Source organism: Zoogloea sp. GDB6, from assembly GCF_056724105.1.
In genome coordinates, this window is the sequence record NZ_CM161497.1 from 3,551,914 (window position 1) to 3,574,089 (window position 22,176).

Consider the following 22,176-nt stretch of genomic DNA (forward strand, 5'->3'; position numbering starts at 1 on the left):
ATTCATTCCTCATTCCGGGCCAGACGGAAGGACTGACGTCCGGCCTCGGCCTCGGCATCGCCAAGGGCACGGCCCGGGTTCTGCTCGGCCTGCGCCTGACGCTGCCGCTGGCGTTCGCCGTCGCCCTGGCCCTGCCCCGTACGGGAGGCGCTCGCGTCGGCCACTTGCACCGTCACGTCGCCGGCATGGCGCTGGCCGAGGTTGTGGCGCAGGTTGTCGCTGATGTCCTGCAACTGGCGCAGCACCTCGTTGTGGGTGGCGCTGAGATTGATCTGCAAGGCGCCGTCCTGGTGGCGGATGGCGATCTCGATGCTGCCCATGCGCGGCGGCTCCAGGCGGATCACCGCACTGTCGATACCCCGCTCGGACACGAACTGCAGACGCTCGCCAAGGGCTTGCATGAGGGGCTGGCGCCATTGGTTCGCGTCGCCATTGGGAAGGCGCAGCGTTGCGTCCGGGCTGCGCGCGGAGCCCGGGTCGGCGCTGCCGATCGGCGGCATGACAGCCGGCAGCGGTCGATCCACCCCGTCCGCCAGGGTCGGACGCCCGCTCTCCGCAGCGCTTCGCCCAGGCATTGCAGCCGGCGCCGTAGCATCGGAGGACGTTCCGGCCACAGCCGCTGGCAAAGCGCGACTCGAGGACATCCAATCCGGCTCATCCGTCCGCGACGGATGCCCGATCTCCTCCTGAACGAGGCCCGGCACCACAGCCTGCACGGCAACGGGCCGCTCGGGCACGGGCTGCACGAAGAGGGATGCGCCGGCCACAGCCGCTGGCCGTGCGATGCCCGAACGCAATCCATCCAGCCCGTCCGTCGATGGCGAACGCCCGATCGCCCCAAGGACGGCAACCGGCATTGCGGCCACATCGACATCCGCCCCCGCGGGCAGCCCCGCGCCGGATGCCCCGGGCGCAAGCGCAGGCAGTGCGATGCTCATGAACGATCGTCCGTCCGGCGACACCGAACGCGGGGGCTCTCCTGGAGCAACATCCGGCCTGGCAACCCGCACCTGGGCGCCCCCCGGCAGCGCGGGTAGGGGCTGCCCGATACCGGACGTGCCAACTGCAACCACCGGCTGGGCGGTACTCGAAAGCAGTCCATCCAGCCCCTCCGCCGGCGCCAGGCTCGCGGTCTCCTCCAGGACAGCCCCCGGCACGGCAATCCGTGCTGTGGCGACACCGGACCGTTCGGGTGCGGGCTGCACCGGGGGCATGACGGCTTCCGCCGGCGCGGCGGCTTGCGCGGACTCGGTCCGGAACATCGACGGGAGAGGACGCGGCGTCCCCTGCCCCACCGCGAGCGTCAGTGCCATTGGCTGGACGGCGACGACCGTCGCCGTAATTCCGGTCGACGCAGATACAGCCGCGTCCGCTGTGGCCAGGGACAGCACCGCCAGCGGCGCGGCCTGCGACGGCGACATAGGCGCCATCAGCACGGCAGGCGTGCCCTGGGCCACAGACGACCGGGTTTCATCCGCGGACGGATCAAGGCCGGCGTCCTCGCTCTCCACCCGGTCGTCCGCAGGCACACGGACGGCATCCGGCCGATCGGCCAGACAGGCTTGCAGTACAGCGTCGAAAGGGGTGTCATTTCCGACATCACCAACGATTGCGGCCGTCGCTGGCAGCCCCGCATTGGCCGCTACGACCGCTACCATCGGCAGCAGGACGGGCTGACCATCGGCAGACATCGCGATACTCATGTGCGTGGCTCCGGCAAGTCGTAGTCGGTCAATGCGTAAGCCATCCAGCCGTCCCGATGGGTGCACATCTCCGCCAGCCGCCGGCCGATGCGGGCCGCCTCGTCGGCACAGGCTTCGCGGGCCAGGCCATGCACGGCGGCCAGCGCCTCCACGGCCTGCCGCTCGGCACTGCTGAGCGGACAGCCGCTGCGGAAGCTGGCCAGCAGCGCGGCGATCTCGGCGTCGATGCGCGCCACGGCCACCCACTGGCGGGCCGCCGTCGCAGCCCGCAGACGGGTTGCCGCCGAGGCCAGAGCATCCAGCCGTTTAGCCATGACGGGCCTGCATGCCTTCCCAGCCGCTGCGCAGCGTGTTCAACAACCCGACCACCTCGTCGATGATGCCGACATCCAGCGCCACGCCCGCCTGGTACAGGCGCTGCCCGCAGTAGGCGTAGAGCTGGTCCAGGCTGGTCACCACTTCGCTGCCCGAGTCGAGGTCGAGGGCGCTGGCCAGCCCGTTGAGCATGCCCAGGGCCCGGTCGAGGCTGTGGGCCTTCTGCTCGAAGCGCCCGCCCTCGATGTGGGCGCGGGCGCGGAACAGCTCCTCGATCAGGCCGTCCGTCAGGATCAGCACGAGTTGGACCGGCGAGGCCTGGGCGGTCTGCGCCGCCAGGTTGTCGCTGTGATAGCTCTGATAAGCGGAGTGATGCACGGTGGTGGTCCCGGTGGTTCGATGAAGTCGGTCAGTTGCCGCTGGTGCTCAGGCTGCTGAACATGTCGGTGGTCTGGCTCATCTGGTCCTGCAGGGTCTGCAGGGCCGTGAATTGCTGCAGGTAGCGCTCGTAGTACAGCTTGAAGGTGGCGTCGAGGCGGGTCTGCTTGTCGGTCAGTTCGGTCTGCGTGCGCTGCACCGAGTCCTGGCGGTTCTTGAGGAGGCCGTTGGCGCTGTTCAGCCACACCCCGGCGTAGTCGTTGAGCGCCCCGAGCAGACCGCTGCCGCCGGTGGTGGACGTGCCGCCGAAGACCTGCGACAAGCCATCCGGATGGGCCGCCAGGGCCTTGCTCAGCTTGCTGCTGTCGAGGCTCAGCACGCCGCTGCGGTCGCTCGTCACACCGAGATCGATCACGCTCAGGCCACCGAAATTCTGGCGCAGGATGCTGCTCAGCTTGCCCCGCAGCGCACGGATGCCAGCGTCGGACGCGAAGGCGCCGGCGCTCGTCTTGCCGTCGGCGCTGCCCGCGGCGGTGAGGCTGTCGAGCGTCTTGTTCAGCGCGTTGTAGGCGTCGACGAAGGTCTGCACGTTGGCCGCGGTGCCGCTGGCATCGCTGGCCACCGTCAGCGTCACCGGCGCGGCGCCGGCCGTCATGGCCTGGTTGAAACTGATGCTGACGCCGGGGATCGACGTGAAGGTGTTGCTGGCCTGTTCCAGCTTGATACCGGTGCCCTGCGCCCCCAGCCAGACCAGCGCGTTCTGGGCGGCGGCCAGTACGTTGGGGCCGCCAGCCAGGGCCGTCTTGAGATTGCCGGACGGCAGGCCGCTGGCGTCGATGGTGATGTTGGGGACGACGCCCGTCAGCGGGTCGGCAGCGCCGCCGGTCTGGGCCGCCGTCAGCAGCAGCTGGGTCTTGCCGTTGGCGCTCACCGTGGTGGCCGTCACCTTGCCCTGGTTGGTCGGGGCCAGGTTGATGGCGCGTGCAACTTCCGACTGGGAGATCGTACCGTCGTTGTCGGCATCGGCCAGCGTGACGTTGATCGTCGTGCCGTCAGGCATCTGCACGACGATCGGACCGCCCTCGGAGGCCGCCGCGGCCGGCAGATCCTGGTAGGCGACCTGGCTGCCGGTGGCCAGCTTTTCGACGAAGAAGGAGTAGGAGCCGGCCTGCGCGGTGGACGTGGCGCTCGCGCTGCCGATCGCCGGATTGCTGAAGGTCGCGGTGTTCTGGCTCAGCCCCTTCTTGGCGCTGAGGCTCGTCACCGCGTTGTTGAACGTGTTGAGTGCGGAGCGCAGGGAATTCAGCGCAGTGGCTGTGGCCTGGGCCTTGCTGGTCTGGGTGGTCAGTTGGTCCTGAGCGGGCTGGGTGTAGGCCGTGGCCAGGGTATTGGCCATCGAGGTCGGATTGATGCTCGTGCTAGCCATGGAGCTCTCCTACGGGGCAAGAAGTGAGTCGGAATTCGCCTTCGTTAAAGGCGACCGGATCCGCTCCCGTCTGAAATTCCGTGCACATTCCGGCCTTCATGCCCGCCCCCGCCACCAGCTCTGGGTGGCCAGCTCGTCCTGGCACTTCTGCTCGCCCTGTCGCTGCTCCCGTTGCAGGGCCTGCAGTTTGCCGTCCAGCACCTGGCTCACAGCCTCGTGGCGCTGCACTGCGCGGGTCAGCGCCAATTGGGCCAGTTGCAGGTCGGCGTCATGGCGCTCGACTTCGCCGCGCTGGCTGTCGGCGAGATGCAGTACCGCCTGCTTGTAGTCGCCACAGTTCAGGGACAACGCGGCGACGTGGGTCGCCGGACGTTCGCCGCTGACGGTGGCGCTGGCACACAGCTGCTCCAGGCGCGCCAGCGTGGCGCGATGGCGCTCCAGCTGGGTACGGCGGGCGGCCAGTTCTCCGACCAGGCTGTCCTTCTCGCGGCGGCGCTGGTCGACGACGGCGGCGAGGCCGCGCAGGGTCTTGGGATGGGCGCTCATGCCAGCAGGCTCTCCAGTCGGGCCAGGGTGTCGCCGAAGGGCGCCGCCTCCCGCGTCCCCTGGTGCAGGAAGGCCTCTATCCGCGGATACAGGGCCACCGCCCGGTCGGTGGCCGGATCGGCGCCGGCGACATAGGCGCCCAGCGGCAGCAGGTCGCGCACGCGGACGTAGCGGGAATACAAGGCCTTGATCTCCCGCGCCGCCGCCTGCTGGGCGGGGGTCGTCACCTGCGCCATGCAGCGGCTGATGGACTGGGCGATGTCGATGGCCGGGTAATGGCCGCGGTCGGCCAGCTCGCGGGACAGCACGATGTGGCCGTCGAGGATGGCCCGTGCGGTGTCCACCACCGGGTCCTGCTGGTCGTCGCCTTCGGCCAGCACGGTGTAGATGGCGCTCATGCTGCCCGCCTCGTGCTCACCGTTGCCGGCGCTCTCCACCAGCTGCGGCAGCAGGCCGAACACCGATGGCGGATAGCCGCGGGTGGCCGGCGGCTCGCCGAGGGCCAGCGCCACTTCGCGGCGGGCCATCGCGTAACGGGTCAGGGAGTCGACCAGCAGCAGCACGTTCTGCCCCTGGTCCCGGTAATGGGCGGCGATGGCGTGGCACAGCTCGGTGGCGCGCAGGCGCATCAACGGAGATTCGTCGGCCGGCGCGATGACGACCACCGCGCGGGCCAGCCCGGCTGGCCCGAGGGACATGTCGATGAACTCGCGCACCTCGCGGCCGCGCTCGCCGATCAGGCCGACCACCACCACGTCGGCGACGGTCTGGCGGGTGATCAGGCCGAGCAGCACGCTCTTGCCGACGCCGCTGCCGGCCATCAGGCCGACACGCTGGCCGCGCCCGAGGGTCAGCAGGCCGTTGATCGAGCGCACGCCGACATCGAGCACGCCCTCCACCGGTTTCCTGCGCAGCGGATGCACATGCGGCGGCCGCGCCGCCAGCGGATGCTCGCCGCCGAGGCGGCCGCGGCCGTCCACCGGCTCGCCGAGGCCATTGACGATGCGCCCCAGCCACGACGGCCCGATCGTCAGCCCGCCCTGCTCGACGGCCGGCAGCACGCGGGCGCCGGTGGCCAGGCCTTCCGGGCGCTTGAAGGGCATCAGGTAGGAGACCTCGTTGCGGAAACCGACCACCTGGGCGGCGATCCACTCGCCGCTGGCAGTTTCGATGCGGCAGCACTGGCCGGTCTGGAAGGCGCAGCCGGTGCTCTCCAGCAGCAGACCTGAAGCGCCCACCAGGCGGCCGGTCAGCGTGGCCACCGGGATGTCGGCGAATTCGAGCTGGCGCAGCGCAGCGGCGATCACGGACGCACCTCCTCGCCGTCCTCGGCGAGATGGGTTTCCAGCTGTTCGATGCAGGCGGCGAGGCGCTGGCGGCAGCCCGCGTCGGCCTCCCGCCCGTCGGCGCGGACGCGGCACTCGCCGGGCTCCAGGCGCGGATCGGCGATCAGCGTCCAGCGCGCGGCGCGGTCCGGCGCCAGTTCGAGGATGCGTTCCCGCTCTTCCGGATTCAGGAACACCTCGACCCCTTCGCGGGCCGGCGGCATCGTCGCCAGGGTTTCATCCACCAGCGCGAGCAGTTGCACCGGCTGCAGGGCCAGTTCGCTGCGGATGACCTGGCGGGCCACCTTGGCGACCAGGTCCACCACCTCCCGGCGCAGCGCCCCCTGGTAGTCGGCCTGCAGCTGACGCAGGCCGGCGATCAACGCGTCGATCGGTGCGCTCAGCGTGTCGAACTGCGCCAGCACCTCCTGGCGGGCCTCGTCGCGGCCGGTGCGCAGCCCTTCGCGGCGGCCCTCCGCCAGTCCGTCCCCACGCCCCTGGGCCAGGCCCAGTTCATGCCCTTCCCGGTAACCCCGCTCCATGCCCTGGTGGAAACCATCGGCCAGGGAAGCCTGAGCCTCCGCCGCGCTGGGGGCAGACGCGCCAGCCACCAGGGACAAAGGGGGGAAACGGTAAGGCCGGAAATTTTTCATTCGACCGTCGCCTCGGCGAACAGCTGGATCTCGATCTCGCCGGCATCGACGAGCTCCTTGACCTGGGCCATGATCTCGGCGCGCACCTGCTCCACACGGCTGCGCGGCACCGGGCCGCTGCGCCGGATGAGCTCCTCGAAGCTCTGCGCCTGACGGCGTGGCATCGAGCGCAGGATCGCATCGCGCACTGCCGGCTCGACGCCCTTGAGGGCGATGGCCCACTGGTCGAGGGCCACTTCCTCGATGAGGCGGGTGATGATCTCGTCGTTCTGACGGGACAGAATGTAGAAGTCATACATGCTGACCTCGATCTCCGACACCATCTCGGGATCGTGGGCGCGCAGCATCTCGACCATCTGCTGGCGATTGCCGGGCAGCCGGTTGAGGATCTCGGCAGCATGGCGCACACCCTCCACGCTGGCGCTCTGCAGGCCCAGGCTGTCCAGGCAGCGGAGCACCATTTCCTCCAGCTCGATCAGCAGTTCGCGGTCGATCTCGGTGAGGCGCGCCACATTGAGCAGCACCTGGTCGCGGTTGTCGGACGGCAGCGCATCGACGATCTCGCTGGCCAGCGCGGCCGGCAGGAAGGCCAGGAACACCGCCTGCATGCGCACGTGTTCGTTGATCAGCTGCTCGGCCAGCCACTTCGGCGAGGCCCACTGCAGGCGCGCCATCTTCGGGCGGATCTCGTCGCCGTAGATCTTGTTGAGCACGCTGCCGGCGATGTCGGTGCCGAGCGCCAGGTCGAGGGAGCGCCGCAGGTAGGTGCGCGACGCGCCATGCACGCCGCTCTGCTCCCGGTAGTCGTCGAAGAAGCGCTGCAACGAGCTCTTCACCACCTCCACCTTGATGCCGCTCATCCGCGACATCACCTGGGTGACTTCCAGCAGCTCGTCGCGGGACAGGCAGCGCAGCACCGCGGCGGCGGGCTCCTCGCCCATCGACAGCAGCACGATGGCGGCCTGCTCCACCGGCGTCGGTGTGGCACCGGGGACGATCATGTCGGGCAGATTATTCGCTTCGGCCATTTTTCTGCATCCATTGGCGGACCACTTCGGCAACGCGCTCCGGCTCCTTCGCCGACAGCACCTTCAGGTGTTCGACCATCACATCCACCGGCGAACCCGGCGCCGGCAGGTCGTAGTTTTCGAGCAAGCCGGCAACCGGCATGCGCTGGGCATCGGGTGCGGCCAGGGCGGCGTGAGCGGCCGGCGCGGCAAGTTCCGGACTGGCGGGCGCCTGTGCTTCCGCCAGTTCTTCGACGGTCTCGACGGCCGGCAGCGCCAGGCGCTGCTGGGCCAGCTTCATCAGCGGACGGACGACGAACAGGAAGGCCAGCAGCAGGCTGACCGCATAGGCCAGCCAGCTGCCCATCTCGATGACGTTGTCGCGCTGCTGCCACCAGGCCACGCTGTCGTCCACCGGCTTGCGGAAGCCGCTGGCGGTGACGACCAGGCTGTCGCCGCGCGCTGCATCGATGCCGAGGCCGCTGCGCAGCACCTTGTCCACATTGGCCAGCGCCTCCGGCGTCCAGGTCTTGCCGTCGGGAGCGGCGGCGTTGTTCATCACCACCGCCACGGAGAGCTTCTTCAGGCGGCCGCGGCTGCGCTTCACCTGGGTCACACTGCGGTCGTAGGCGTACTGGCGGGTGGTGGCGTTCTTCTTGGTGGTCGCCGCCTCCGGCTCCTCATCGGCCTTGACGGCCACCGGGCGGTTGCTGAGGGAGCCCGGCACGCCGACCGCCAGCGGGTCGCGGCCGTTCTCGGTGCGCATCGCCTCGTTGGTGATCTTCGGCGCCTCGCCGTAGCGTTCGGTGGTTTCCTGGATGCGGTCGTTGTCCACCTCGGCGGTGACGCTGACCTTGAAGTTGCCCGTGCCGAGCATCGGCAGCAGCAGATCCTCGGCATTGCGCTGGGTCTCGTCGCGGAATCGATGGGAGGCATCGTTGAGCTGGGCGCCCTCAAAGCCTTCGCTGAGATCGACGCGGGCCGACAGCAGGTTGCCGGCCTGATCGACCACGCTGACCCGCTGCGGGTCGAGGCTGGCGACGCTGTTGGCGACCATGTTGATGATCGCCGCGATCTGCTCGGGGCTGAGGTTGCGGCCGGCCTTCAGGGCCAGCACCACCGACGCGGTGCTCTTCTCGCCGTCATTGACGACGAAGGACGAGGAGCGTGCGATGGACAGATGCACCCGCGCCGAATCAACCGCGTCGAGGGTCATGATGCTCTGCACCAGTTCCCCCTCCAGGCCGCGGCGGAAACGCACGTCCTGCACGAACTGGCTGACCCCCAGCGGGTCGTTGCGGTCCATCAGCTCCAACCCCTGCGGCAGCTTGGCGACGACGCCCTTGGCCGCCAGCAGCATGCGGACCTCACCGAGGCGCTTGGCCGGCACCAGCACCTGGCCGGAATCCGGATGCAGACGATAGGGAATGCCCTGGGCATCCAGCAGGGCGATCATCTCGGCCGACGCCACCTTCTCGCGGCTGCCGAACACCGGCTTGTAGCCGGCCTGGTCGTTCCACGCGAACATCAGCACCAGCGCGGTGATCGCCAGCGCCAGCAGCACGATGGGCAGCAGGCCCTTGACGAAGCCCGGCGGCAGCTTCGGCAGGCCGCCGGGGGCGCGCAGGCGGGCCAGGGCGGGAGAGAGGGAGAGATTCACGAGTGGCGTCCCGGGGTGCGCTTAGAGCGGCAGCTTGATGAGATCGTCCATCGCGCCGACCATCTTGTTGCGGACCTGCATCAGCATCGAGAACGACAGGCTGGCCTCCTGGCTGGACAACATCGCGCCGACAAGGTCGTCGCTGCGGCCGCTATCCACGTCGGCCATGCGCTCGCCGGCGACGCGGTCCTTCTCATTGACGCCCAGCACGGCCTGCTTGAGGTGCTCGCCGAAGCCGTCGGCCTCCGGGCTGGCCGCATCCAGCGGGTTAGGCGTCGGCACGGCCAGGTCGGTGGCCGGCAGGCTGCCCTGCAGTTTCACCAGGTCGGCGCCGATCGACGCCAGCATTTCAGTCACCACCACACTCTCCTTCAGAAACAGGATGCACCGGAACCCCGCCCCACCCCCATCAGCCGGCAGAGCGGAATTCGAAAGCCAATTGGCGCTACGTTTTTTCGGGCAAGAAAAGCCCGTCGCACGCACAACGCGGCAATTTGAAAAACGGACGAATCAATCGACGAAATGAATTGAACAGGCAATAAGGCCGGAATTGAAACCGAACGCGAAATGACCTCGCGCCGAATTGAATCGGGCGAATAGGATCAGGAGAAAAACCCTGATCCGGATCCAGGCGCACGGAGGGCAGGCGAACAACACCATGCCCGGACGGCCCTGGTGCGTATTCAGACGAGGAGGTGACGGTTCATGCGCTTTCCCTTATCGATATGCTCGGAGCACACACATGGGAAAGACGAGGCGCAGCCGCCAGAAGGGCGACAACACAGACCCGGCGCGGCGCGCAGACAAAGCCTGCACGGACAACAGCCGGTGGAACCGAGTCAGCAGTTCCAGTCTGGCAACCCCGCTATCGTAGCCCGTGAGAGCTTTAGACCGGAGGCTTTGCGACCCCGTCTTTCGAACGGGTGTGCCCAAATTTAAGTTTTCGCGGTTTTGGTCGCGAGTTGGAGTGATTATGCCCAGAAGCTTCCCGCCAGGCAATCATTTTTTTCAATTCAAATCCAGACTGAATTAATCGACAAGCACGCGATCAATTCCTGTTGCGTCAAATCGAATTAGTCCGCAAACTAAAAAACAATTAGACCCAATCCTTTCCGGATTAAGAACTCCGGAAACGCCATTCGCGGGCGAAACGCGACCGGCATTCGGCTCGAATTGCCGGACAATCATTGGTAATCCAGACATGCAGAAATCCGCAGCGCCGCGCGGTGGAATGACGCTCGATCCTCTCTCGCTGGGGCGCCCGCTCCACCTGCTGGAGCGCTTCACCGTGCTCGCGCGGGACGATCTCGACGAGGCCTTGCGCGGCAGCCTGAACCGCCGTTACCGCGCGCAGTTCGAAGTCGACGACGTCCGCGTCGTACCCGTCGACCGCCTCCCCGAACACCGCCGCTGGAACGGCTATGCGCACGAGCGGGGCCGTATCGATTTCGCGCTGGACCGCCAACTCCTGCTGTGCGCCCTCGACTACCGCTACGGAGCCCACCCGGTAAGCAAGGCCGGTCCGCGGGACGAGGCACCCGTGACGGCAACGGAAGAACGCCTCGCCGCGCTGCTCGGGCGGCGCTTCGCCGGGGTACTGGTGGATCGCCTGGAAGGACGTGCCCCATCCCACGACGGCAGCGCCCACACCGGGCGCCTGCTCGGCGACGCAACGACGGTACTGCGCCGCCAGGGCGCGTGGGCCTTGCGCGTCGGCGTGCGCGAACGGGCCCACGGTATCGACGGCGGCATGTACTTCCTGCTGGAGGAGGCCTGGCAGCGCCACCTCCTCCAGCAACTGGCGCCCACGCGCGACCGCCCCGGCGAACCATCCGCAGCTCAACCCTTCCCGCGCCGCCTGCAGCTCGCGCTGACGGCGCGCCTGCTGGAAAAGGACATCCCGCTGGGGCGCCTGCTCGACCTGCGGGTCGGCGACGTGATCCCGGTGAATATGGGGCCGTCCGACGTACTGATCGACGATTCCCGCGTGTTCACGGCCCAGGTCGTGGAATACCGGGGCAAGCTTTGTTTAACCGCTTTTGAAGATGTGGAGTGAGTGGGATGGACCCGATCAACTCGAGCCTCGACGACATGCTGGGTGATTTCGATGACGAAGCCAGCGGCTTCGGTGACACAGCCGAACCTACCCCGCCCCCCCGCCCTGCCCGGCCGCTGGCCCAGATGCTGCGCAAGATCCCGGTCCGGCTGACGCTGGAAGTCGGATCGACGAGCATTTCTCTGCAAGACCTGATGAACATCGACCGGGACAGCGTCATCGAACTCGACACGCTGGCCGGCGAGCCGCTGCTGATCAAGGTGAACGGCACCGCCATCGGCCGCGCCGAAGTCGTGCTGGCCGGCGAGAACTACGGGCTGAAGGTCGTCGAGCTGTGCGACCTGGACCTGGGCTCGCTGGCGTCATGAGGCTGTCCGCATGAAGTTGTTGCACACGCGCCTGGGGCCGCCGGCCCTGCTCGGCCTGCTGGCCCTTGCGCTGCTAGTCCTGCCCGACCTCGCGGTGGCCGACCAGATCGGGCTGTTCACCAGCTCCACCCAGGGCGCCAAGACCGAGCTGACGGTCAAGACCCAGGTGCTGATCATCATGACCCTGCTCGGGCTCCTGCCCGTGCTGGTGCTGATGATGACCAGCTTCACGCGCTTCGTCATCGTACTGTCGCTGCTGCGCCAGGCCCTCGGCCTGCAGCAGGGCCTGCCGAACCGCATCATCACCGGCGTGGCGCTGATCCTCACGCTGCTGGTCATGCGTCCGGTCGGCGACACCATCTGGGAGAAGGCGCTGCAGCCCTACGACCAGGAGAAGATCGGCCTGCAGGAGGCCCTCTCCATCGCCGAGCAGCCCCTGTCCCGCTTCATGCTCGCCCAGACCAGCAAGAGCGCACTGGCCCAGGTTTCCCGGCTGGCCGGCGAGAAGGCCGTCGACAAGCCCGAACAGCACGCCTTCACCGTCAAGCTGGCGGCCTTCGTGCTCAGCGAGCTGAAGACCGCCTTCCAGATCGGCTGCATGCTGTTCATCCCCTTTCTGGTCATCGACCTGGTGGTGTCGTCGGTGCTGATGGCGATGGGCATGATGATGCTGTCGCCGCTGGTCATCTCGCTGCCCCTCAAGTTGCTGCTGTTCGTGCTGGTGGACGGCTGGACCCTGACCGTCGAGACGCTGGTGACCAGCGTGCGCGGCCTGTGAGGAAGGACGCGCGATGCTGACCCCCGAGATCGCCGCCGACCTGGTCGGCGAAGCCCTGCAGATGGTCATGGTGCTGGTCGCCGTGCTGGTCGTGCCCGGCCTGGTGGTCGGCCTGCTGGTCGCGCTGTTCCAGGCCGCCACCCAGATCAACGAGCAGACCCTCAGCTTCCTGCCGCGCCTGGTCGTCACGCTGCTGGCGATCACCCTCGCCGGGCGCTGGATGACGTCCTACGTGATGGACTTCTGCGTCGCCGTGTTCCGGCGCGCCGCCACGCTGGTGGGCTGAGCCCCCCCGCCGCATCATGGAAGCACTCTTCGGCCAGCTGCTCGCCCTGCTGCACACCCTGTGGTGGCCCTTCTGCCGCAGCCTGGCGCTGTTCAGCGCGGCGCCGGTGATCGGCGAGAACATGCTGCCGGTGCCGATCCGCGTACTGCTGTCACTGCTCGTCGCGGTGGTCATGCTACCGGTCGTCGGCACTTCCGCGCACATCGATCCCTTCTCGATGGCCGGCCTGCTGGCCACCGGCGAGCAGGTGCTGATCGGCTTCGTGATCGGCCTGGCCTTTCACCAGCTGATGGCCATCCTGGCCATCCTCGGTTTCCTGGTGTCGTCCCAGATGGGCCTCAGCATGGCGGTCATGAACGACCCGATGAACGGCACCTCGTCGGACGTGGTCTCGAGCCTGCTGTACATGCTCGGCATCATCGTGTTCTTCTCCATCGACGGCCATCTGGTGCTGACCGGCGTGCTCGCCGAGAGCTTCCACGCCTGGCCGGTTGGTCACGGCTTCGACTTCCTGGCCCTGCAGACCCTGGCCCTCAACATCGCCTGGGTGTTCGCCGCGGCGCTGCTGCTGGCCATCCCGATCATCTTCTCGACGCTGGTGGTGCAGGTCGGGCTCGGCTTCCTCAACCGCGTGGCACCGGCCCTCAACCTGTATGCCCTCGGCTTCTCGCTGATCACCCTGTTCGGCCTCTACATGCTGGTGCGCATCGTCGGCTTCGTGCCGGAACACTACGTGCGCATGACCAGCCAGGTGCTGCGCCTGCTCCACCACGACATGGGGCTATGAGCGATGGCCGACACCTCGACCGAAGACAAGAGCGAAAAGGCCTCCGCACAGAAACTGCGCAAGGCCCGCGAACAGGGGCAGACCGCCCGCTCACGGGACTGGGCCACCGCCCTCGGCCTGCTCGTCAGCCTCAAGCTGCTGCTCCTGCTGATGCCGGGCTACCTGGCCGACTTCCGCGCCCTGTTCGGCATCGGCTTCGCAGCGCTGGACGGCGACGGCACGCTGGACAACCTGTGGTCCATCGCCTTCACGACCACCATGCTGCTGCTCGCCAAGATGCTCGCCCCGCTGTTCGCGGTGCCGCTGATCGTCTCCATCGGCTCCCTGGTGCCGGGCGGCTGGGTGCTCAGCGGCGAAAACCTGAAGCCCAAGCTGGACCGCCTCAACCCGCTCTCCTACGCCCAACGCCTGACCCAGCCCAAACACCTGGTCGAGCTGGCGAGCACCATCGTCAAGGCCACCGCGCTCGGCCTGGTGCTATGGCATGTGGTCAGCAGCGGCCGCGAGGCCTTCATGCAGCTGCAGGCCCTGCCCCTCGACCAGGCCCTGGCCGGCGGCGCCGGCCTGATGGTGGACGGCGTCATGGCCCTGTGCGCGGTCTTCGTCGTCTTCGCGCTGGTCGATGTGCCGGTGCAGCACTTCATCTACCTGCGCGGCCAGCGCATGGGCCGGAGGGAGATGAAGGAGGAGCATAAATCCACCGAAGGCCGTCCGGAAGTGCGCCAGCGCATCCGCCAGATCCAGCAGCAGCTCGCCCGCCGCGGCGTGCGCAAGACGGTGCCCGGCGCCGACGTGGTGATCGTCAACCCGCAGCACTACGCGGTCGCCCTCAAGTACGACGCAAACCGCGCCGAGGCACCCTTCGTGGTGGCCAAGGGCGTGGACGAGATGGCCTTGTACATCCGCGAGGTGGCCACCGAGCACAAGGTCGAAATCGTGCCGCTGCCGCCGCTGGCCCGCGCCATCTACAACACCAGCCAGGTCAACCAGCAGATCCCGGCCCCGCTGTACCGCGCGGTGGCCCAGGTGCTCGGCTACGTGCTGCAGCTGAAGGCCTTCCGCAACGGCCAGCGCCCGCAACGCCCGGACCTGCCGGACCCGCCACCGGTGCCGCGGCAGTTCCTCGACACCGAAACCGATACCTGAGCCGCTGCCGGCAATCCATTCCAGCCCGCCCCTGACGGACCACGGACCCCGCCCATGAACACCCTGCGCCAACTCCTCTCCGACCTCAGCCGCCACCGCGTCGCCGCGCCGCTGTTCGTGCTGACCATCCTGTCGATGGTCATCCTGCCGCTGCCGCCGGTACTGCTCGACGTGTTGTTCACCTTCAACATCGTGCTGGCGCTGATCGTCATCCTGGTCAGCGTCAATGCGCGGCGGCCGCTGGACTTCTCGATCTTCCCGACCATCATCCTGGCCACCACGCTGCTGCGCCTGACCCTCAACGTGGCGTCCACACGGGTCGTGCTGCTGCGCGGCCACGAGGGCACCAGCGCCGCCGGCCAGGTCATCGAGGCCTTCGGCCACGTGGTCATCGGCGGCAACTTCGTGGTCGGCCTGGTGGTGTTCGTGATCCTGATGATCATCAACTTCATCGTGGTCACCAAGGGCGCCGAACGGATCTCCGAGGTGTCGGCGCGCTTCACGCTGGATGCCCTGCCCGGCAAGCAGATGGCCATCGACGCCGACCTCAATGCCGGCCTGATCAACCAGGAGAAGGCCCAGCAGCGGCGCCGCGAAGTGGCCGCCGAGTCGGACTTCTACGGGGCGATGGACGGCGCGTCCAAGTTCGTGCGCGGCGACGCCATCGCCGGCATCCTGATCCTGCTGATCAACATGCTCGGCGGCGTCGCCATCGGCGCGCTGATGCACGACCTGAGCCTCGCCGACGCCTTCCGCCTGTACGCGCTGCTGACCATCGGCGACGGCCTGGTGGCGCAGATCCCGGCGCTGCTGCTGTCCTCCGCGGCGGCCATCGTGGTGACCCGCGTCGGCAACGACGGCAAGGACTTCGAGCAGCAGGTGGCGGCGCAGATGCTGGCCTCGCCGGCCGTGCTGTACGGCGCCGCCGGGCTGATGCTGACGCTGGCGGCCATCCCCGGCATGCCGTGGCTGGTCTTCCTGGCTTTCGCCGGCGTGCTCGGCTTCGTCGCCTGGCGCCTGGGTCGCCGCCCCGCCGCACCAGCCGAGGCGGACAACGCCGCCATCCAGGCCGCGCTGCTTACCGAGAGCGCCCCCGAGCTGGACTGGACCGGCCTGCCCTTCGTCGAGCCGCTCGGCATCGCCGTCGGCTACAAGCTGGTCGGCCTCATCGACAACGCCCAGGGCGCGCCGCTCAGCAAGCGCCTGGCCGGCATGCGCCAAGGGCTCAGCGAGAGCCTGGGCCTGCTGCTGCCGAAGATCCGCGTGCGCGACGACCTGACGCTGAAGCCGGCCCAGTACTCGGTGCTCCTCAACGGCACGCCGATCGCCCAGGTGCTGACCTACCCCGACCAGCTGATGGCCATCCCGTCGCCGCAGATCTACGGCGAGCTGGACGGCACACCGGGCGTCGAGCCCGCCTACGGCATGCCGGTCATCTGGATCGCGCCGGAACAGAAGGCCCACGCGCTGGGCCTCGGCTACCAGGTCGTCGACGTGGCCAGCATGATCGCCACCCACGTCGCCAAGCTGATGCGCGACCACCTGCCCGAATTGATCGCCCACGAGGACGTGCCCGCGCTGCTGGAGCGCCTGAGCGCGGTGGCCCCCAAGCTCGCCGCAGCCCTCGAAAAGGCCTACAGCCACAGCCTGCTGCTGAAGATCTTCCGCGTGCTGCTGGCCGAGAACGTGTCCCTGAAGGACATCGTGCCGATCGCCACCACGCTGCTCGAGAACGCCGAAGCCACCCGTGACCCGATCCTGCTCGCCGCCGAGGTGCGCTGCACGCTGCGCCGCCAGCTCGTCGCCGCGCTGGCCGGCCCGAGCGGCGAGATGAAGGTCTTCAACCTGGGTGGCGAGCTGGAGAACATGCTGCTCGGCTCCCTGAACCAGGCCCGCCAGGGCGGCAAGGCGGCCCTCGACAACTACCCGATCGACCCCAACCTGCTGGCCCAGCTGCAGTCCAACATGCCCCAGGTGCGCGAACAGATGAAGCAGCAGAACGTTCCGCCGATCCTGCTGGTGATGCCGCAGATCCGCCCGCTGCTTGCCCGCTACGCGCGCCTGTTCGCGCCCGGCCTGTCCGTGCTGTCCTACAACGAGATCCCGGAGCAGCGCGAGGTCAGCATCGTCGGCTCGCTGGGCTGAGCCCTGCCCCACCGCGGGCGGCCCGGCCGGGCGTCCGCATATGTTTTGCAGAATTTCTTGGTTCCGCCCACGGCCGGGTGGAAATAGATTTGGCAGCCGGACCGCCCCTGCGCGGCCGCACCCGATCCACCAAGGAGTCTCCCCATGGCCGCAGCCACCGCATCCCACCTCAACCCGCTGGCGCGGGATTTTCTCGCCCGCCTGCCGCAGGAACCCGTCCCCGGCAAGCAGTTGCACCGCACGGAGAACGGCACGGTGGTCGGCGACTGGTTCGGCTTCGAGCTGTCGAGCGCCTTCCAGCCCATCGTCGATGCCACCACCGGCGCCGTCGCCGGCCGCGAGGCCTTCCTGCGCAGCCACGGCCCGGACGATGACGGGCTGTCGCCGTGGACGCTGTTCTCCGCCGCTGCCGAAGATGCCCGCCTGATCGCCCTCGACCGCCTGGCGCGCACCGTGCATCTGCTCAACGCGCTGGCCGCCGGCAACGATGCGCCCCTCTTCCTCAACGTGCACGGCCGCCTGCTGGCCGCCGTCGGCGACGACCACGGTCGCGCCTTCCGCCGCGTGGTGGATGCCCTCGGCGTACGTCCGGACAGCATCGTCATCGAGACGCCGCCGGAAGCCAGCGCGCAGCCCGACCTGCTGGCCTTCGTGCTGCGCAACTACCGCAACAACGGCTTCCGCGTGGCCGTCAACGTGGAGTCCGCGGCCCAGTGGCAAGCCATCGCCAACACCGTGTGGCCGCAGTTCGTAAAGGTGGACCGGCGCAAGCTCGGTTACGGCGTCGAAGCCCACGAGCGCCTGAAGTGGCTGGCCGCCCTGCGCGAGGACGCCCACATCATCGTCACCCACGTGGAAGAGCCCGCACCTGAACTGGCCACCGAGCATGTGCTGCTGCAGGGCTACGCCTACGGCCATCCGGTGGGAGCTACGGCATTCGCGCAGGAACAGCAGGCGAGCAACGGCTGATCTGGCGAATCCTTGGGAGGCCTACCGTTGGGGCGCGGCGCGTCCTCGTCAGGCTCGGACGGCGAGGCCCAAACCTCGCCCCGCCCCGGGACAGACTCCTCGCCTCAGGCGTGCAGCCAGCGCCGGTGCAGGCTGCGGGCGGCGTGGTCGAGCAGGTAGCCGAGGAAGCCGATCACCAGGATCGCCGCCATCAGGTCCGAGTAGGCCAGGCGGTCGCGGGAATCGAGAATGAAGTAACCCAGCCCTGCCGACACGCCGAGCATCTCCGCCGGCACCAGCACGATCCAGATGATGCCGATGGCCAGCCGCACGCCGGTCAGGATGTGGGCGGTGATGCCCGGCAGGATCACCCGCAGGATCGTCTCGCTACGTGTGGCCGACAGGCTGCGCGCCAGCAGCAGCCAGTTGGGGTCGAGCTGGGCCACGCCCGACGCGGTGTTGAGCAGGATCGGCCACACCGCCGCGAAGGCCAGCAGGAAGTACACCGGCGCATCGCCAACGCCCAGCACCATCACCGCCAGCGGCATCCACGACAGCGGCGAGATCATCCGCGCAAACTGGAACAGCGGCGTGGTGCTGCGCGAGAACCACTTCGACAGCCCGGTCAGCACACCGAGGGGAATGCCCAGCACCAGCGCGATGGCGAGGCCGATGCCGACCCGCTGCAGGCTGATGCCCACGTGGGTCCACAGGTCGCGCCCCTGCAGCAGTTGCAGCAGCGCCTCGAAGGCCGGTAGCGGCGCGAAGCTGGCCGCCACCGGCGTCTGGGACGCCAGCCAGCCGGCGCCGACAGCCCACAGCAGGGCCGCCGCCAGCAGGCCGGTGAGCGGAAGCAGGAGATTCGCCACCATCACACCGCCAGCACTTCCTTGCGCAGCAGGTCGGCCGGCAGCCCGAAGGCGGACGGCCCGCCGACTGCGGCGATGGCCTTGCGCACGAAGCGGTCGTCCACCAGGTCGCGGGCGGCGAAGCGCGGGTCGAGCTTGGCCAGGAAGGCGTTGTCTCCCTCCACCTTGGTCTTTTGCAGCACGCGCACCAGCTCTTCGGTGTAGGACGGGAAGGGATAGGGCTGGAAGTCGATGCGCCGCTGGTACCAGCCCTTGTTGCGCGCTGCGCCGCTGGCCTCGTAGCTGGCGTAGTCGGTGGTCGCCAGCACCTTGGCGAGCACCTGCGGGCTGTGCGGCGTGTAGCGGTTGTCGTCGGCGCTCGACAGCAGCTTGGCAGCGTCGAGCTGATTGCTGCGGGTCCACAGCTGGGCCTTGACGATGGCGTTAGTGACGCGCTGGGCCCACTCCGGGCGCTCGGCGATGTCCCGCTCGGCGAGGAAGGTCACGCAGCAGGCGTGGTTCTTCCACACGTCGCCGGACAGGCGCAGCACCTTGCCGACGCCGGCGGTCTCGGCCAATGCATTGAAGGGATCGGCGACGATGAAGCCGGCGATGGACTTGCCGGCCAGCGCCGACACCATCTCGGCCGGCGGCAGCACGATCAGGTTTACCTCGTTGCGGGCCAGGCCCGCGTCCCGCGCCTTGGTCACCGGCACCAGGCCGTTGGCCTGCAGGATCTGCTGCAGCAGCACGTTGTGGATCGAGTACCAGAACGGGATCGCCACCGTCTTGCCGCCCAGCTCGGCGACGCTGTTGATGCCCGGCGCCACCGTCAGCGCCGAACCGTTCACGTGGTTCCAGGCGACCACCTTGGCCGGGAAACGCGTGCCGTAGCGCACCCACAGGGTCGCCGGCGACAGCAGGTGGATGACGTTCACCTGGCCGGCAACGAAGGCCTCGACGATCTGCGCCCAGCTGCGGAACAGGCGCGGCTTCTCGACACGCAAGCCTTCCGCCTCGAACAGCTTGCGGCCGTGGGCGACGAGCAGCGGCGTGGCATCGGTGATCGGCAAGTAGCCGATCTTCACCGGCAGGTCGCTGCCGGCGCCCTGGGCCAGCGCGTCGCCGGCCGACAGGAGCGGCGCCGCCACGCTGGCGGCGGTGAGCGCCGACAGGCGCAGGAAGTCGCGGCGGCTCAGGCCGCAGCCGCAGTCCGGCGACTGGCAGATATGGATGGAACGGGAATCGGGTCGGTAATCCATGAAGACGGTCTCCGGTGGGAATTTCAGATCAATGCGCGGTCGAACGCAGTTTTATTGGCTGCTGTGGCGCAACGCCGCGAGGATGGCCAGGCGCAGCGCGGAGACGGCCTCGGGGAAATCCTCCCGCGGGCGCGGGATGTCTACCGTCCATTCCTGCACCAGCCGGCCCGGCCGGCCGCCCATCAGCACGATGCGGTCGGCCACCAGGATGGCTTCGTCGATGTCGTGGGTAACCAGCAGCACCGCCGAATGCCAGCGGTGCACCACGTCCACCAGCAGCGCCTGCATCTCGGCGCGGGTGATCGCATCGAGCGCCGAGAAGGGTTCGTCGGCGAACAACAGCTCCGGCTGGCGCGCCAGCGCACGGGCCAGCGCCGCGCGCTGGGCCATGCCGCCGGACAGCTGGGACGGGTAGGCCGCCTCGCGGCCGGCCAGCCCCACCGCGTCGATGGCGGCGGCCACGCGCTCGGCCAGCTCGGCCCTGGCGGCCTTCGGCTGGTGCGCGAAGTCGAGGCCGAAGCCGACGTTGCCGGCCAGGTTCAGCCACGGCAGCAGGCTCGGCTGCTGAAACACCAACGCGCTGCGCGGATGGGGTTCGGCCAGCGCCTCGCCGAGAAAGCGTACCTCCCCCGCCGCGGGCTTTTCGAGGCCGGCCAGCACGCGCAACAGCGTGGACTTGCCGCAGCCGCTGCTGCCCAGCAGCGCGACGATCTCCCGCCGGCGCACCGTCAGCGAGACGCCGTCGAAGATGGTGCCGACGCCGGCGTGGGCATAGGACAGGCCACGCCCTTCCAGCACCGCCGGCGCCAGGCCGGCCGTGGTGATCGCAGCTTCCGCCTGCGGGCTGTTCATGCGGCCCTCAAGGCGGCCTGGCGTTCCAGCTCGCCGTGCAGCTGGGTCAGGCTCGGCGTGACGACCGGTACGAAGGCGGCCTCCAGCCAACGCCGCGCGAAAGCGCCGGTGGTCGCCAGCAGGTAGGCGCGGCCGCCGGTGGCGTCCAGCTCCAGGTCGGCCGCCTCACGGACGATGCCGGCCAGGCGGATGCGGATACGGAACAGCGGCGCCGCCTGAACTGCAAAACTTCCGTCGGCAAGGCCACTGCGCAATGCAGAGATGGCGTCCGCCAGATCGGCTTCGATGCGGTCGATGCGCACCTGCAGCCCGGCCCGAGCGGCGCTGCCGCTGGCCTTCGAGGCCGCCAGGCTGGCCCGCGCCAGACCGATGGACATGCCGCACTGCAGGCTCAGGAAGGCCGGCCGCACCCGCGGCAGGAAAGCCCGCGCGTCGGCGGCGATCAGCTCGCCCGCCCCCGAGGCCACGCCACGGATGTCGATGGCCGCGGTGTTGCTGCCGCGCAGGGCCAGCAGTTCCAGGTCGTCGCTGCGCACCGCGCCGGGCGTATCGTGGAACAGGGCAACCACCGCCGGCGGCTGGCCGTCGGTCGGCTCCACCGCGGCCGCCACCACGTAGCCGCTGCGGCGCAGGTTGGTGACCCACGGCAAGCGGCCGTCGAGCGCCCAGCCGTCCGCCACCGGCGTCGCGGCGACGGACAGGCTCTCGATGCCCGACAGGTACTTCATGGCGTTGGACAGGCCGGTCGCGCCGGCCAGCTCGCCGCTCAGCAAGGCTGGCAGCGTGCGTTCGCGCAGCGCCGTGTTGTCGCTGTCGAGCAGATAGCCGATGAAACAGCGCTGGCCCCAGAAGACGAAGGCGGCGGTCAACGAATGTTCGGCGACACGAGCAATGGCCTCGACGGCATCCCAGGTGGAGCCGCCGCAGCCGCCGAGTTCGACCGGCACACCGCTGCGGAAGAAGCCGGCGGCACCGAGCACCGGCACCACTTGGTCGGCGTGGCTGGCGTCCCGGTCAAGGGACGCCGCGTGGGCGACCACCCAGGCCAGCGCGTCGTCCTGGCTGCGGATCGTCTGCGTCATGCTTCCAGCGCTCCCGGTCGGTAGGCTTGCAGCTCGGGGTTGATGCCGGTGCCGGCCAGGTTGTTGGCGAAGTTGCACAAGGTCGCCAGGCTCACGCCGAGGATCACCTCCAGCACCTGCTGCTCGCCGAAGCCGGCCGCCAGGAAGTCGGCCAGCTCGCCCTTGCCGACGTTGCCGCGGGTCAGGATCACCGCGCGGGTGAAGGCCACCAGCGCATCGACGCGGGCGTTGCCGGTGCTCGCCCGTTCCTGCAGCGCACGCACCAGGTCCCGCTCGAGGCCGGCCTTCTTGAGGGCGATGGCGGTGTGCCCGGCCACGCAGAAGTCGCAGCCATGCACGCTGGCGGCGGTGATCTGCACCACTTCCCGCTCAGCCAGGCTGAGGCTGGCGCGGGCGTTGATGCCGGACACCGTGAGGTAGGTTTCGAGGGCCGCCGGCGCATTGGCCAGCACGCCGATCAGGTTGGGCAGGAAGCCGTTGTTGGTGATCACCGTGTCGATGAAGGCGCGGCTGCCCTCGGGTGCAGTGGCGGGGGTATGGACGGTCAGGCGGGTCATGAAAATCTCCACAGCAGCGTTCGTGATGGGCACATTCTCCCCATCGAG

At 68.8% G+C, this 22,176-nt stretch carries 23 protein-coding genes and 1 riboswitch; of the genes, 8 read left to right on the plus strand and 15 right to left on the minus strand.

Going from position 1 to position 22,176, the window contains the following annotated elements; all coding sequences use genetic code 11:
* Positions 1-2: 2 nt before the first annotated feature.
* From AC1PQG_RS16175 to fliE, 10 genes are all read right to left on the minus strand, one after another.
* Positions 3-1,703 carry a flagellar hook-length control protein FliK gene (locus AC1PQG_RS16175; RefSeq protein WP_481118842.1) on the minus strand — a complete coding sequence of 567 codons (1,701 nt, stop codon included), beginning with the start codon at positions 1,701-1,703 and terminating at the stop codon, positions 3-5.
* Positions 1,700-2,017: a hypothetical protein gene (locus AC1PQG_RS16180; protein WP_481118843.1), complete on the minus strand. Its 318-nt coding sequence runs from the start codon at positions 2,015-2,017 to the stop codon at positions 1,700-1,702. Before AC1PQG_RS16180 ends, AC1PQG_RS16175 begins: the two co-directional genes overlap by 4 nt.
* Positions 2,010-2,396: a flagellar export chaperone FliS gene (gene fliS, locus AC1PQG_RS16185; protein WP_481118844.1), complete on the minus strand. Its 387-nt coding sequence runs from the start codon at positions 2,394-2,396 to the stop codon at positions 2,010-2,012. The genes AC1PQG_RS16180 and fliS overlap by 8 nt, the downstream gene beginning before the upstream one ends.
* Positions 2,397-2,427: 31 nt before the next feature.
* Positions 2,428-3,822, minus strand: coding sequence for a flagellar filament capping protein FliD (gene fliD / locus AC1PQG_RS16190; protein WP_481118845.1), 1,395 nt, complete (start codon positions 3,820-3,822; stop codon positions 2,428-2,430).
* 96 nt (positions 3,823-3,918) lie between these two features.
* Positions 3,919-4,368 (minus strand): flagellar FliJ family protein, encoded by a 450-nt coding sequence (locus AC1PQG_RS16195; protein WP_481118846.1) that lies wholly within the window; start codon positions 4,366-4,368, stop codon positions 3,919-3,921.
* The gene (fliI, locus tag AC1PQG_RS16200; RefSeq protein WP_481118847.1) at positions 4,365-5,675 is read right to left on the minus strand and encodes a flagellar protein export ATPase FliI; all 1,311 of its coding nucleotides are present in this window, start codon (positions 5,673-5,675) and stop codon (positions 4,365-4,367) included. The genes AC1PQG_RS16195 and fliI overlap by 4 nt, the downstream gene beginning before the upstream one ends.
* The gene (fliH, locus tag AC1PQG_RS16205; protein ID WP_481118848.1) at positions 5,672-6,346 is read right to left on the minus strand and encodes a flagellar assembly protein FliH; all 675 of its coding nucleotides are present in this window, start codon (positions 6,344-6,346) and stop codon (positions 5,672-5,674) included. The genes fliI and fliH overlap by 4 nt, the downstream gene beginning before the upstream one ends.
* On the minus strand, positions 6,343-7,374 hold the full coding sequence (locus tag AC1PQG_RS16210; protein ID WP_481118849.1) for a flagellar motor switch protein FliG: 1,032 nt from the start codon (positions 7,372-7,374) through the stop codon (positions 6,343-6,345). The genes fliH and AC1PQG_RS16210 overlap by 4 nt, the downstream gene beginning before the upstream one ends.
* Positions 7,358-9,013: a flagellar basal-body MS-ring/collar protein FliF gene (fliF, locus tag AC1PQG_RS16215; protein ID WP_481118850.1), complete on the minus strand. Its 1,656-nt coding sequence runs from the start codon at positions 9,011-9,013 to the stop codon at positions 7,358-7,360. The genes AC1PQG_RS16210 and fliF overlap by 17 nt, the downstream gene beginning before the upstream one ends.
* Positions 9,014-9,034: 21 nt before the next feature.
* Positions 9,035-9,361 (minus strand): flagellar hook-basal body complex protein FliE, encoded by a 327-nt coding sequence (gene fliE, locus AC1PQG_RS16220; protein WP_481123023.1) that lies wholly within the window; start codon positions 9,359-9,361, stop codon positions 9,035-9,037.
* Between the two features lie 504 nt (positions 9,362-9,865).
* Positions 9,866-9,953, minus strand: a riboswitch (cyclic di-GMP riboswitch).
* A gap of 261 nt (positions 9,954-10,214) precedes the next feature.
* Here fliE and AC1PQG_RS16225 point away from each other — a divergent pair.
* The 8 genes from AC1PQG_RS16225 to AC1PQG_RS16260 all read left to right on the plus strand — a co-directional run bounded on the left by AC1PQG_RS16225 (position 10,215) and on the right by AC1PQG_RS16260 (position 17,548).
* Positions 10,215-11,069 (plus strand): FliM/FliN family flagellar motor switch protein, encoded by an 855-nt coding sequence (locus AC1PQG_RS16225; RefSeq protein ID WP_481118851.1) that lies wholly within the window; start codon positions 10,215-10,217, stop codon positions 11,067-11,069.
* Positions 11,070-11,074: 5 nt separating this feature from the next.
* Positions 11,075-11,437 carry a FliM/FliN family flagellar motor switch protein gene (locus AC1PQG_RS16230; protein ID WP_481118852.1) on the plus strand — a complete coding sequence of 121 codons (363 nt, stop codon included), beginning with the start codon at positions 11,075-11,077 and terminating at the stop codon, positions 11,435-11,437.
* 10 nt (positions 11,438-11,447) lie between these two features.
* Positions 11,448-12,215, plus strand: coding sequence for a flagellar type III secretion system pore protein FliP (gene fliP / locus AC1PQG_RS16235; RefSeq protein WP_481118853.1), 768 nt, complete (start codon positions 11,448-11,450; stop codon positions 12,213-12,215).
* A 13-nt stretch (positions 12,216-12,228) separates the two neighbouring features.
* On the plus strand, positions 12,229-12,501 hold the full coding sequence (gene fliQ / locus AC1PQG_RS16240) for a flagellar biosynthesis protein FliQ (RefSeq protein WP_481118854.1): 273 nt from the start codon (positions 12,229-12,231) through the stop codon (positions 12,499-12,501).
* 16 nt (positions 12,502-12,517) lie between these two features.
* Positions 12,518-13,288, plus strand: a complete 771-nt coding sequence (gene fliR / locus AC1PQG_RS16245; protein ID WP_481118855.1) for a flagellar biosynthetic protein FliR — start codon at positions 12,518-12,520, stop codon at positions 13,286-13,288.
* A gap of 3 nt (positions 13,289-13,291) precedes the next feature.
* Entirely contained in the window at positions 13,292-14,434 is a 1,143-nt protein-coding gene (locus AC1PQG_RS16250; RefSeq protein WP_481118856.1) for an EscU/YscU/HrcU family type III secretion system export apparatus switch protein, read from the plus strand.
* 54 nt (positions 14,435-14,488) lie between these two features.
* On the plus strand, positions 14,489-16,579 hold the full coding sequence (locus AC1PQG_RS16255) for a flagellar biosynthesis protein FlhA (protein WP_481118857.1): 2,091 nt from the start codon (positions 14,489-14,491) through the stop codon (positions 16,577-16,579).
* A gap of 144 nt (positions 16,580-16,723) precedes the next feature.
* Positions 16,724-17,548, plus strand: coding sequence for an EAL domain-containing protein (locus AC1PQG_RS16260; protein WP_481118858.1), 825 nt, complete (start codon positions 16,724-16,726; stop codon positions 17,546-17,548).
* A gap of 104 nt (positions 17,549-17,652) precedes the next feature.
* Here the strand turns inward: AC1PQG_RS16260 and AC1PQG_RS16265 are convergent, their stop codons facing one another.
* Genes AC1PQG_RS16265 through AC1PQG_RS16285 form a run of 5 tightly spaced genes read right to left on the minus strand, consistent with a single transcriptional unit; the run spans position 17,653 to position 22,128 of the window.
* The gene (locus AC1PQG_RS16265) at positions 17,653-18,399 is read right to left on the minus strand and encodes an ABC transporter permease (protein ID WP_481118859.1); all 747 of its coding nucleotides are present in this window, start codon (positions 18,397-18,399) and stop codon (positions 17,653-17,655) included.
* Positions 18,399-19,637 (minus strand): ABC transporter substrate-binding protein, encoded by a 1,239-nt coding sequence (locus AC1PQG_RS16270; protein WP_481118860.1) that lies wholly within the window; start codon positions 19,635-19,637, stop codon positions 18,399-18,401. Before AC1PQG_RS16270 ends, AC1PQG_RS16265 begins: the two co-directional genes overlap by 1 nt.
* Before the next feature lie 51 nt (positions 19,638-19,688).
* Positions 19,689-20,489: an ABC transporter ATP-binding protein gene (locus AC1PQG_RS16275; protein ID WP_481118861.1), complete on the minus strand. Its 801-nt coding sequence runs from the start codon at positions 20,487-20,489 to the stop codon at positions 19,689-19,691.
* Positions 20,486-21,571 (minus strand): acyl-CoA dehydrogenase family protein, encoded by a 1,086-nt coding sequence (locus AC1PQG_RS16280; RefSeq protein ID WP_481118862.1) that lies wholly within the window; start codon positions 21,569-21,571, stop codon positions 20,486-20,488. Before AC1PQG_RS16280 ends, AC1PQG_RS16275 begins: the two co-directional genes overlap by 4 nt.
* On the minus strand, positions 21,568-22,128 hold the full coding sequence (locus tag AC1PQG_RS16285) for a carboxymuconolactone decarboxylase family protein (RefSeq protein WP_481118863.1): 561 nt from the start codon (positions 22,126-22,128) through the stop codon (positions 21,568-21,570). The genes AC1PQG_RS16280 and AC1PQG_RS16285 overlap by 4 nt, the downstream gene beginning before the upstream one ends.
* Positions 22,129-22,176 lie beyond the last annotated feature (48 nt).

Coding starts and splice junctions, on each gene's coding strand:
- fliQ (WP_481118854.1), top strand. CDS start 12,229: ATGCTGACCCCCGAGATCGCCGCCGACCTGGTCGGCGAAGCCCTGCAG.
- fliH (WP_481118848.1), bottom strand. CDS start 6,346: ATGAAAAATTTCCGGCCTTACCGTTTCCCCCCTTTGTCCCTGGTGGCT.
- AC1PQG_RS16250 (WP_481118856.1), top strand. CDS start 13,292: ATGGCCGACACCTCGACCGAAGACAAGAGCGAAAAGGCCTCCGCACAG.
- AC1PQG_RS16175 (WP_481118842.1), bottom strand. CDS start 1,703: ATGAGTATCGCGATGTCTGCCGATGGTCAGCCCGTCCTGCTGCCGATG.
- AC1PQG_RS16265 (WP_481118859.1), bottom strand. CDS start 18,399: ATGGTGGCGAATCTCCTGCTTCCGCTCACCGGCCTGCTGGCGGCGGCC.
- AC1PQG_RS16275 (WP_481118861.1), bottom strand. CDS start 20,489: ATGAACAGCCCGCAGGCGGAAGCTGCGATCACCACGGCCGGCCTGGCG.
- AC1PQG_RS16260 (WP_481118858.1), top strand. CDS start 16,724: ATGGCCGCAGCCACCGCATCCCACCTCAACCCGCTGGCGCGGGATTTT.
- AC1PQG_RS16285 (WP_481118863.1), bottom strand. CDS start 22,128: ATGACCCGCCTGACCGTCCATACCCCCGCCACTGCACCCGAGGGCAGC.
- fliE (WP_481123023.1), bottom strand. CDS start 9,361: ATGCTGGCGTCGATCGGCGCCGACCTGGTGAAACTGCAGGGCAGCCTG.
- AC1PQG_RS16225 (WP_481118851.1), top strand. CDS start 10,215: ATGCAGAAATCCGCAGCGCCGCGCGGTGGAATGACGCTCGATCCTCTC.
- fliP (WP_481118853.1), top strand. CDS start 11,448: ATGAAGTTGTTGCACACGCGCCTGGGGCCGCCGGCCCTGCTCGGCCTG.
- AC1PQG_RS16255 (WP_481118857.1), top strand. CDS start 14,489: ATGAACACCCTGCGCCAACTCCTCTCCGACCTCAGCCGCCACCGCGTC.
- AC1PQG_RS16280 (WP_481118862.1), bottom strand. CDS start 21,571: ATGACGCAGACGATCCGCAGCCAGGACGACGCGCTGGCCTGGGTGGTC.
- AC1PQG_RS16195 (WP_481118846.1), bottom strand. CDS start 4,368: ATGAGCGCCCATCCCAAGACCCTGCGCGGCCTCGCCGCCGTCGTCGAC.
- fliR (WP_481118855.1), top strand. CDS start 12,518: ATGGAAGCACTCTTCGGCCAGCTGCTCGCCCTGCTGCACACCCTGTGG.
- AC1PQG_RS16270 (WP_481118860.1), bottom strand. CDS start 19,637: ATGGATTACCGACCCGATTCCCGTTCCATCCATATCTGCCAGTCGCCG.
- AC1PQG_RS16180 (WP_481118843.1), bottom strand. CDS start 2,017: ATGGCTAAACGGCTGGATGCTCTGGCCTCGGCGGCAACCCGTCTGCGG.
- AC1PQG_RS16210 (WP_481118849.1), bottom strand. CDS start 7,374: ATGGCCGAAGCGAATAATCTGCCCGACATGATCGTCCCCGGTGCCACA.
- fliD (WP_481118845.1), bottom strand. CDS start 3,822: ATGGCTAGCACGAGCATCAATCCGACCTCGATGGCCAATACCCTGGCC.
- AC1PQG_RS16230 (WP_481118852.1), top strand. CDS start 11,075: ATGGACCCGATCAACTCGAGCCTCGACGACATGCTGGGTGATTTCGAT.